The organism is Streptomyces sp. MnatMP-M17 (genome assembly GCF_900091995.1).
Lineage (GTDB): Bacteria > Actinomycetota > Actinomycetes > Streptomycetales > Streptomycetaceae > Streptomyces.
The window spans coordinates 1-1,013 of the sequence record NZ_FMDK01001135.1; the positions used below are offsets into that span (position 1 = coordinate 1).

At 73.6% G+C, this 1,013-nt stretch carries 1 protein-coding gene; it reads left to right on the plus strand.

The features are described 5' to 3' along the window. On the plus strand, positions 1-1,013 hold a 1,013-nt coding region (locus GA0115259_RS40905; RefSeq protein ID WP_272921283.1), incomplete at both ends, for an SAV_2336 N-terminal domain-related protein.

Here is a 1,013-nt window from a genome sequence, read left to right on the forward strand (position 1 = left end):
AGGGCTCGCGGGAGCCGCCGTCCTGAAGGTCGGTGACGAGACGGCGGTGAGCCAGGCGGCGCATCCGGGCGCCCTCGCCATTCCCGTACTGCCACCGGTCGCGGGCGCGCTCGGCGCCTGGGCCCGGCTGCTCTCGGGCACCGGCGCGGGCCGGATCTCCGGTGCGGTCGGCTGGGTGCGCGCCGACCATCCCGCCGCGCCCGCGCCGCGTCCCGGCGACCGGATGTCCTCGCTCCAGCTCGTCAGCCGGTTCCGCTCGGCGGCCTCGCCGGTCGCGGGACAGCTCGCCGTCTATCTCGCGGCGGCTCCGCTCTATCTGCCGGTGATGCAGCTCGTCCAGCGCACGATGCTGCCCGACTCCGGTCCCTCGGAGCTCGCCGAGGTGCTGCTCAGCGGGCTGCTCTCGCGCGCCAAGAGCGACAGCGCGGAGGACGGGCCGTGGTACGAGTTCGCTCCCGGAGTGCAGGAGGCGCTGCTCGGACCGCTCGGGCGGGACGAGGCGATGCTTGTGCTCAAGCACTGCTCGGAGTACATAGAGCAGCGGTTCGGCAGAGGCGGACCGAACTTCCCGGCACTGGCGCTCGCCCAGCTCGGCGACGGCAGCCACGGCCCGTTCTTTCCGCACGGCGGCCCGGACGACGACGGCCCGTTCGGCGTCCATGGCGCCGACGGCATGGACGCCGGTGAGAACGGCGAGCCGGGCGCGGACGGACAGCGGGTCCCGCATCCCTTCGCCGAGGTGGCGGCCCGGGTGCTGGAGCGCTTCATGCCGCTGCCGGAGCAGTTCACCGACGGCGACACGGGCGGACCCGGGCCCGAGGACCGGACCACCAACGCCGCGGTGGAGAGCGCCCGTGACCTGCTGCGCAAGTTCGAGTCGGACGGCATGGTCCAGTATCTGATCGATGCCGTACAGCAGCTCCGCGGTGCCACCGAGCGCGAGGCACCGGGTGCAGCCGATCCCGAGCTGTGGGCCGAGACCGCCCGCTGTCTGCTGCGGTTGTGGGAGGTCC